The 7,672-nt window shown below is 53.6% G+C and carries 6 protein-coding genes; 3 read left to right on the forward strand and 3 right to left on the reverse strand.

Annotated elements, in window-relative coordinates:
• The first annotated feature begins 33 nt into the window (after nt 1-33).
• Complete coding sequence (locus J5224_RS22785) at nt 34-1,044, forward strand: AI-2E family transporter (protein ID WP_264627534.1); 1,011 nt, start codon at nt 34-36, stop codon at nt 1,042-1,044.
• Between the two features lie 45 nt (nt 1,045-1,089).
• On the opposite strand, the gene J5224_RS22790 is transcribed toward J5224_RS22785, so the two are convergent.
• Complete coding sequence (locus J5224_RS22790; protein ID WP_264627529.1) at nt 1,090-2,616, reverse strand: MFS transporter; 1,527 nt, start codon at nt 2,614-2,616, stop codon at nt 1,090-1,092.
• 565 nt (nt 2,617-3,181) lie between these two features.
• On the opposite strand from J5224_RS22790, the gene J5224_RS22795 reads away from it, so the two are divergent.
• Nucleotides 3,182-3,394: a helix-turn-helix domain-containing protein gene (locus J5224_RS22795; protein ID WP_264627530.1), complete on the forward strand. Its 213-nt coding sequence runs from the start codon at nt 3,182-3,184 to the stop codon at nt 3,392-3,394.
• A gap of 12 nt (nt 3,395-3,406) precedes the next feature.
• Here J5224_RS22795 and J5224_RS22800 read toward each other — a convergent pair whose 3' ends face one another.
• Entirely contained in the window at nt 3,407-4,897 is a 1,491-nt protein-coding gene (locus tag J5224_RS22800; RefSeq protein WP_264627531.1) for a mannitol dehydrogenase family protein, read from the reverse strand.
• Between the two features lie 202 nt (nt 4,898-5,099).
• Here J5224_RS22800 and J5224_RS22805 point away from each other — a divergent pair, with 202 nt between their 5' ends.
• Nucleotides 5,100-6,383 carry an O-acetylhomoserine aminocarboxypropyltransferase/cysteine synthase family protein gene (locus J5224_RS22805; RefSeq protein WP_264627532.1) on the forward strand — a complete coding sequence of 428 codons (1,284 nt, stop codon included), beginning with the start codon at nt 5,100-5,102 and terminating at the stop codon, nt 6,381-6,383.
• Between the two features lie 89 nt (nt 6,384-6,472).
• Here J5224_RS22805 and J5224_RS22810 read toward each other — a convergent pair whose 3' ends face one another.
• A complete protein-coding gene (locus J5224_RS22810) occupies nt 6,473-7,510 on the reverse strand; it encodes a L,D-transpeptidase family protein (protein ID WP_264627533.1) in 1,038 nt (345 codons plus the stop codon).
• Between the last annotated feature and the right edge of the window lie 162 nt (nt 7,511-7,672).

Raw genomic sequence — 7,672 nt, forward strand, 5'->3', positions numbered from 1 at the left:
CAGGTCCGATCATTACGCATACAGGATGTCGTCATGCAGTTATTGAATTTAAAACAGGCCAGATGGCTGAGCCTGGGTTTTATGTTTGGGGGATTGCTGCTGCTGTTGTCACTACGGCTGTTAACGTGTTTTGTCGCCGGTTTTTTGGTGTATGAAATCGTTAATCTGCTGACGCCCCATTTCCAAAAAATCATCAGTGGGAAACGCGCACGCTGGGTGGTAGTGGCGATAATCAGTACGCTGGTAGTGAGTCTGCTCAGCCTGCTGTTTGGCAGCCTGACAGGGATCGTGATGCAGGAAATGCGTGACACCTCGGCCTTTAATGCGCGTATCGGCTTGATTCTCAATGACGTCCAACGGCACATTATGATTTATTTGCCGGGTTACTTGCCAGTGAGTGTTGAAGAGCTGCAACACGAATTTATGCGCTGGGTGCAGGAACATATCGTGATGCTGCAAACCATGGGCAAAGATTTCCTGCACGGTTTTGTCACCATGTTGATTGGTATGGTGTTGGGGGCGATCGTGTCGCTGTACAACGTGCAAGAGGATACGGAAAAACCGTTGCTCAAATCGGAACTGATGCGGCGCGTTTCGCTGCTGTCGATGTCCTTTCGCAATATCGTGTTCGCTCAGGTGAAAATCTCCTCGGTTAACACTATCCTCTCTGCGGTGTTTATTCTCGGCGTACTGCCCTGTTTTGGCGTGCACCTGCCGTTTGCCAAAACGCTGGTGGTGCTGACCTTCATCTTTGGTCTGATACCGGTCATAGGCAACCTGATATCCAACTCCATCGTGTTTATTTCTGGTTTGTCGATCTCTCTGCCAGTGGCACTGGCGGCGCTGGTTTATCTGATGCTGATTCACAAACTGGAATACTTCCTCAATGCACAGATTGTCGGCACCCGAATCAAGGCGCATGCGTGGGAAATCTTGCTGGCGATGTTGGTGTTTGAAGCGGCGTTTGGTATTCCGGGCGTGATCGCTGCACCGATTTACTATGCCTACCTGAAAAGTGAGTTGAAGGAAGCGGCGCTGATTTAAGGTGGGGAAATACGTCAGCCCGCGAGTGCGGGCTGACAGACGGTATTAGCGTTCAGAAGTAGCAACTTGCGGTGCAACGGCTTCCGGTTGTACGCCCAGTGGGTTATTGCCCCAGCACTGTTCGTACTTCCAGCCGGTCAACTCTTCTGCGACCGCTCTGGCGTGCACCGGTACATCGGCGATAGCGCCACCGGCCTTGATACGCGCAATCTCTTCCAGCAGGATGGCGTGATTTTCACGATCGAGCTTCATCTGCGTGGTGTAGTAGATGGCGACCAGTGCCAGCCCAATAACACCCAGTGAGAACACGCCGACAATCGCCAGCACGGCGCTTTCAGGCTGTGCTGAATGACCAGAAACAAACCCGAACTGCGTCAGCGTCCATCCCATGGCGAACACAATCACCGAGCGCACCATTTTGCCTGCGAACGTCATGGCACCGGCGTAAATCCCTTCACGGCGGCGGCCCGTCAGCACTTCATCCACATCGGCCAGGAAGGTGTAGACCGTCCACGGAATGTAGTAGATGCCGCCGGTGCTCAGACCAAAAATGGCGGTGATCCCAAACAGCACGGCGATGGTGGCACCGTCTGACCAGTTGGCAAAGTACAGTGCGGCGTAAGCGATAACGCTCACGATAACCACCATCAGCGCCAAACGGAACGGACGCGCAAAGCCCATTTTCACGCAGATACCGATGAATGCCGCAGTAGAGATAAGCTGCATGATGGAGCTAAAGCTGTTCAACTGCGAGACCAGCGCGGTGTTTTGCTTTAACCCGAAGACGATGAAATAGGTGAAAGCAGAAGCGAACAGCCATTCAGCGCCAAAACCGAACAGGTACATCCCCAGATGCTTGCGGAAAATACGCAAACGGAAGGTGGAAAGCATGTCCACGCTCAGTTTTTTCAGCGTTTGCCACAGGTTAGCGGTTTTTTCATGCACCAGTTCGTTCAGCGGGCGTTCCCAAGAGGTGGTGTACAGGGCAATCATTGCCGCGCACATGATGAACCCGTAGGTCAGGCCGGTGTAAAAGAATGGCGTCGCGGAGTCTTTACCGTAGATAGCGATAAATTGGCCGGGGATAAAGGCAGCCAGGAAGTTGGCCAGCTTACCGAAAATGGCTTTAGAACCGGTCAACTTGGAGCGGATCTTGAAGTCGTGCGTCATTTCGGTCGCCAGCGTTTCGTATGGCACCATAATGGAGGTGTAAATCAGCTCAAACAGCACGTAGGTCGCCATGTAGTACCAGAAGCCGAAGCCACTGACCCACAGCAACGGATAGACCAGCACCAGCGGTACACCCAGCAGAATAAAGAAACGGCGACGCCCAAACAGGCGGCCTAGCCGGGTATTGTGGAAGTTATCACTGACATAACCCATCACAGGATTGCTGATGGCATCAATGATACTGGCAACGGAGAAAATGGACGCCGCTTCAACCAGCGTAAGCCCACAAAAGGTGGTATAAAAATACATCAGCCATGCGCCGCTGATCGCCAACGCGCCGCTGCCGAGCAGGTTTGCGCTGCCGTAGCAGAACGTGTGCTTAAAGGTGATAGGTTTACTCATGATCAATTTGCCTACATTTTTAAAACAATATTTCATTTGGTATGAACCGATATTCCTATCATTTGCTCTATTCCGGCGAAAGTAAACTGACGATCACGCTTTTAGGGTGATTTAATGGCAATTTGTCAACTTGATCATGAAATTACATTTTCTAATTTGACCCTGATTATATGATGAGAAATCTTATTTATAATCACGCAATGCGATGATTTATTATCGTAACACAATAAAATTTGGTTTTATCTCATTCTGAATGAAGAACCTATGGCACTATTAACTGCTAAATAAAGGTGATCTTTATCATAAAAACAGATGAATACGGAGATGTGGCATTTCATCGGCGAAAACGGCCTTCAGTCGGTGTAGCCCATCGCGTTAGGCATGCCGAAAACAGAGAGTGGGGGATGTAGGGAAAATGCATCTGTCGCAAATGCTACCGGTGTCGCAGTTGCTACCACGATCGCAATCGTTTTTGCTCACAAACTGATACCATCAGAGGGCAGAATTCGTTGCTGTCTGGGAGCAGCGGAAATAACACAGCCAATTAATTTAATTAAAAAAACCTATGCCAATAATAATAAATCTGGATGTGGTGCTGGCACAAAAGAAGATGCGATCGCGTGAGCTGGCCCAACGTATCGGCATTACTGAACAAAATTTGTCGCTATTAAAATCAGGTAAGGTGAAAAGCATTCGCTTTGCAACGCTGGAAAAAATCTGTGAGGTGCTGGAATGCCAGCCCGGCGACATTCTCGCCTATCGCCGGGAAGCGCAGTGACTGAGTGTCGTGTTAGTCGGACAGGCTTTGGGCCAGTTCAGTGACAACGACCAACGCGCCTTTGTCGCGCAGGCGCAAGTAGGCGTCGGTTAACGCGTGCACCAGCGGCAGGTCGGTGTGCAGGTCATCACCAAATACCGCCGTCAGCCCCAATAAACCCTGCACGCGCGCTTCGTCGTCTGGGGTGGATGCCACAATGCTCTGTAAGGTGGTCTTCAGCGGGTCGCGAATATCAATCTCCGCGCCGCGATCGTCTATCCCGCCAATATAGCGCATCCATCCAGCTACGCCGAGAATCAGCGCATCACAACGGCTGCCGTTGCGCCGATGCCAGCGCAACCCGTCGAGCAGGCGCTGCGGTAACTTTTGCGATCCGTCCATGGCTATCTGCCAGGTGCGGTGGTGTAGCGCAGGGTTAGCAAAACGCGCAAGCAGGCGCTCGGCATAGTCTGTCAGGTCAACGCCGGAGATAGTCAACGTCGGGGCTTGTTCTGCCAGCATCAGGTGGCGCACGGCGCGGCGGAAGTGCGCATCGGCCATGCAGTCGCTGATATGGGCGTAACCCGCAAGATAGCCGAGATAAGCTAAAAACGAGTGGCTACCGTTTAGCATCCTGAGCTTCATGGTTTCATAAGGTGCAACATCCTTCACCAATTGTACCCCTGCTGCCTCCCAATGCGGTCGGCCCTGCGTAAAACGATCTTCCACAACCCACTGAATATAGGGTTCGCAGGCGATAGCGCAGGGATCGTCAACGCCAACAGCCTCCGCGACGTCGTGCAGCGTTTGTGCCGTCGCGGCAGGCACGATGCGATCCACCATGGTGGAAGGGAAAGCCACTGCACGTTCAATCCATGCGGCCAACGCGGGCGCAATCAGGCGGGCGAAATCAAGCACCGCGCGCTGAGCGGCCTTGCCGTTTTCTGGCATGTTATCGCAGGAAAGTACGCTGAAAGGCGGGATGCCCTGCGCATGACGCCGACGCAGCGCTTCGGTAATGATACCCGGCACTGACAGCGGCTCGCGCGGATAGCGCAGGTCATGCTGGATATGGGCATTGGTGGTGTCCAGATTGCCGTGTGCGCCCGCCAGACAATAGCCTTTTTCCGTAATGGTCAAGGAAACAATCTCCGTTTGCGCATCGGCAAGCTGTGTCAAAATGGCCTCTTTGCCTTCAACAGCGGCGTGCAGCGACGCGCACACTGCGCCCACCACGATAGCCTGATTGCCACTTTCCCCCTTTTCCAGCACGGTAAACAGGTGCTGCTGTTCACGTAGCGCTGAAATCAGGCTGTCATCGCTGAACAGCACCACTTCACACAGCCCCCAATCGCCGCCTTCTTGGTTAAGAACGCGGTGCGTGAGTAGCGCCTGATGGGCTCGGTGAAAAGCACCAAACCCGATATGTACAATACGCGGGCGTAGGGCTTGGCGATCGTAGCGAGGTACATCGACATTTTTCGGCAGGGTGACAGTGGCGATATTTTGCTTTTTCTCAGTCATTTATTTGTTTTTTTGCAGGTGATCATGAGCTAAAGGTAGCTGTGATTTTGCACCGATGCAACGGGGGGCTCTGAGGAAGAAAACTTATGCTCGTTTCTCCTAACTTATCGCGTTTTCTTCTAGCTGTGGCTCAGTCGTGGCGATTTTTGTCTGCTATTTTAGGATGATACCCACCATCCACACGCATAGAAAGGTCTGCGCGATGAAACTGGAATCCCTCGTTTTACACCACGGCTACACCTCGGAAGCAACCACAAAATCTGCGGCCGTGCCGATTTACCAGACAACTTCTTACACATTTGATGATACGCAGCATGGTGCTGACCTGTTCGATCTCAAAGTGGCGGGCAACATCTACAGCCGTATTATGAATCCCACGAACGCGGTGCTGGAAGCGCGTTTGGCAGCGATTGAAGGCGGGATTGGCGCATTGGCGCTCGCCTCGGGCATGGCAGCGATCACCTATGCGCTGCAAGCGCTGACGCAGGTGGGTGACAATATCGTCAGCACTAGCCAGCTGTACGGCGGCACCTATAACCTGTTTGCGCATACGCTGCCGCGTCAGGGGATTGAAGTGCGTATGTTTTCTGCCGAGGATTTCGACGCTCTCGACGCGTTGATTGACGATCGCACCAAGGCGGTATTCTGTGAATCCATCGGCAATCCGGCAGGCAACGTGGTAGATATCGCGCAGATTGCCGCTATCGCCCATCGCCACGGCGTGCCAGTGATTGTCGATAACACGGTAGCAACGCCAGTGCTGTGTCGCCCGTTCGAGCATGGGGCTGATATCGTGGTGCATTCTCTAACCAAATACATCGGTGGACACGGCTCCACGATTGGTGGCGCCATTATTGATAGCGGCAAATTTGACTGGGTTGCCAATAAGGCGCGCTTCCCTCTGCTCAGTGAGCCGGACCCCTCTTACCACGGCGTGGTGTACACCGAGGCATTCGGACCGGCAGCGTATATTGGCCGCTGCCGCGTCGTCCCGCTGCGTAATACCGGCGCGGCGCTGTCGCCTCATAGTGCCTTTTTGTTATTGCAGGGGTTGGAAACGCTCAGTTTGCGCATTGAGCGCCATTGCAGCAATGCCGAAGTGCTGGCGGGTTATCTCTCGTCTCATCCGCTGGTGACCTGGGTGAACTACGCGGCCTTACCGCACAGCCCGTATAAGCCGACGTGCGACAAAATTTCTGGTGGCAAAGCCTCTGGGATTATCAGCTTTGGCATCAAGGGCGGCAAAGCGGCTGGCGGACGTTTTATCGATGCGTTGCAGATGATCCTGCGGTTGGTGAACATTGGTGATGCAAAATCACTGGCCTGCCATCCGGCCACGACCACGCACCGTCAACTCAACGCGCAAGAGTTAGCCCGCGCAGGGGTGAGTGAAGATCTGGTGCGTATCTCCGTCGGGATTGAGCACATTGACGATATTATTGCGGATGTGTCGCAGGCGCTTGAGGCTTCACAGCTCGGAGCATAGCAGGGCGTTACAGAAAGGGTGATGTGAGAAGGGATGCTCGATAAGTTCCCCGGCGGATGCCGGGGAATGAAGGTATGCAACTTTGGCAATCAGGAGCGGTTGGCATCCGTTTGCGGTACAGCTGTTTCAACGGGCTGCTGAACGTCATTCGGTACGGCAACCGGTGCGTCTTGCGGTGCCAGCGTTTCCAGCGGTTGTGCTGGTTCCTGCGCACCGTTGATCTTGGTCGGCATGCCGGAACGCGTTCTGATGGCGCTATCCACATCGCTGGTGTTCACGCTCACGTCAGCAATGACTTTGCTAACTTTGGCGGTGATGCTGATCGGGGCTGGTGCGTCGGAGTGGAACTCTTCTACGGTACGAGACAGCGGATCGTGCACTTCAACGTAGCGCGAACCGTCTGGCTCCACGGTGGCTTTTACCGGCTCATTGATAAACTGAACGCGGGTGCCAACCGGCACGTTGTTGAACAGGAATTTGATGTCGTCAGCGCGCAGGCGCACGCAACCGTGGCTCACACGCAGGCCGATACCGAAGTTGGCGTTGGTGCCATGAATCGCATACAAGTTGCCGATGTAGAGCGCATACAGCCCCATCGGGTTATCCGGGCCTGCCGGATAGACTTTGGGCAGATATTCGCCGCGTGCTGCATATTCAGCGTGCATTTTGGCGGTTGGCGTCCAGGTTGGACCCGCTTTTTTACGCTGTACGCTGGTGGTCCAGTTGACCGGCGTATCTTTACCCAACTCACCGATGCCGATAGGCAATACGATGACGGTTTTGCTGCCTTTCGGGTAGTAATACAGGCGCATTTCGGCGCTGTTGATAACGATGCCTTCGCGCGGCGCATCTGGCAGAATCAACTGCTGCGGAATAATCATTTTGCTGCCCGGCTGCGGCAGGTAGACATCCGCAGTGGGGTTCGCTTCCATCAGGTTGCTCAGGCCCATTTGGTACTGGGCGGCAAAGGCTTCCAACGGCAGCGTGCTGTCGGTTGGAACGGTAATTTCCAGGTTTTCCCCGATCAGACGGCTGTTGGCCGGCGGCAGCGGATAAACAACGGCGAATGCTGATTGACTAAAAGCAGCAGCGGCCAGAAGGGTGGTTAAGATCGCGCGAATACTCATCTTCATATCTTTATTGAGTGTGTGATGCCCGAAGGGCTGTGGTGTTGGTTGTTGTTAGCGGTTGAACCGCCCGGATGCGCATTATATGGTCAGAACGGCCTCGGAGGGAAATAGCATGTGCAATGAATCACATTTTTTGCCTCCGGGATGCAAAAAAGGGGA

It is taken from the genome of Candidatus Symbiopectobacterium sp. NZEC135 (assembly GCF_025962695.1).

Coding starts and splice junctions, on each gene's coding strand:
- J5224_RS22785 (WP_264627534.1), top strand. CDS start 34: ATGCAGTTATTGAATTTAAAACAGGCCAGATGGCTGAGCCTGGGTTTT.
- J5224_RS22790 (WP_264627529.1), bottom strand. CDS start 2,616: ATGAGTAAACCTATCACCTTTAAGCACACGTTCTGCTACGGCAGCGCA.
- J5224_RS22795 (WP_264627530.1), top strand. CDS start 3,182: ATGCCAATAATAATAAATCTGGATGTGGTGCTGGCACAAAAGAAGATG.
- J5224_RS22800 (WP_264627531.1), bottom strand. CDS start 4,897: ATGACTGAGAAAAAGCAAAATATCGCCACTGTCACCCTGCCGAAAAAT.
- J5224_RS22805 (WP_264627532.1), top strand. CDS start 5,100: ATGAAACTGGAATCCCTCGTTTTACACCACGGCTACACCTCGGAAGCA.
- J5224_RS22810 (WP_264627533.1), bottom strand. CDS start 7,510: ATGAGTATTCGCGCGATCTTAACCACCCTTCTGGCCGCTGCTGCTTTT.